This is a genomic window from Vibrio sp. 1727 (assembly GCF_033344415.1).
In the GTDB taxonomy this organism is placed as follows: Bacteria; Pseudomonadota; Gammaproteobacteria; order Enterobacterales; family Vibrionaceae; genus Vibrio; species Vibrio alginolyticus.
Genome location: NZ_JAWPOT010000350.1, coordinates 1 through 652, shown reverse-complemented (window position 1 = coordinate 652; position 652 = coordinate 1). Strand labels below are relative to the sequence as shown.

At 40.6% G+C, this 652-nt stretch carries 1 pseudogene; it reads right to left on the bottom strand.

The window, feature by feature from the left end:
• Positions 1 to 137: 137 nt before the first annotated feature.
• A pseudogene (locus R8O10_RS25680) lies at positions 138 to 652 on the bottom strand (XRE family transcriptional regulator); the annotation flags it as partial.

The following is a 652-nucleotide window of genomic DNA, read 5'->3' as shown; positions in this document are numbered from 1 at the left end:
ATGCAAAAACAAAGGCTAGACAAACTGATGTGCTGAAGATTTAGGCGAGAGATAGACGTTAAGCCAAGAGCTTACAAACTCGATATTTCCCAATACCTAAGATGCAAGCCATTGGCTCTGAGAGATAAGTAAGTGGATTAAATTGAAAGGCTTGGTTTATCCCCTGCTGCTGCAATTGCGTAGCGAATATCGTCAATAAAACGAGATTCTGTTTCTACAATTCCATCAGAGAATGTCACTGGTTGATGTGGCCCAGCAAGTAGAACTACGTTTGTGAAGTCGGAAACATTAAAGTTTTCAGCGACAACATTCTTCGAGTGAAAATCAATCACCGTTTTCGCTACTTGATCTTCAAGCTCCAGCAACTGTTCTTCCGTAATTTTCATTCGCGCCAAAGCAACACGAACGCATTTATCATGTGTCGTTGTTTGCTCTTTGATTATCTCGGTTTACTTATCGTTTAACTTCGAGTTTTCTGCGTAGCTGTAGTACAGCGGGCCGTGCAACGTAATACTTTTGTTTTCATCTACGTAAACAAGGTCTAGCAATTCTAGTGCACCCAGATGATCAGACATGATTTGCTCTGATAAGTCGTATTTCTTCTTTAAAATTGTGTATCCATCTTTTCCGCGCAACATCCTCAGTTCACGAT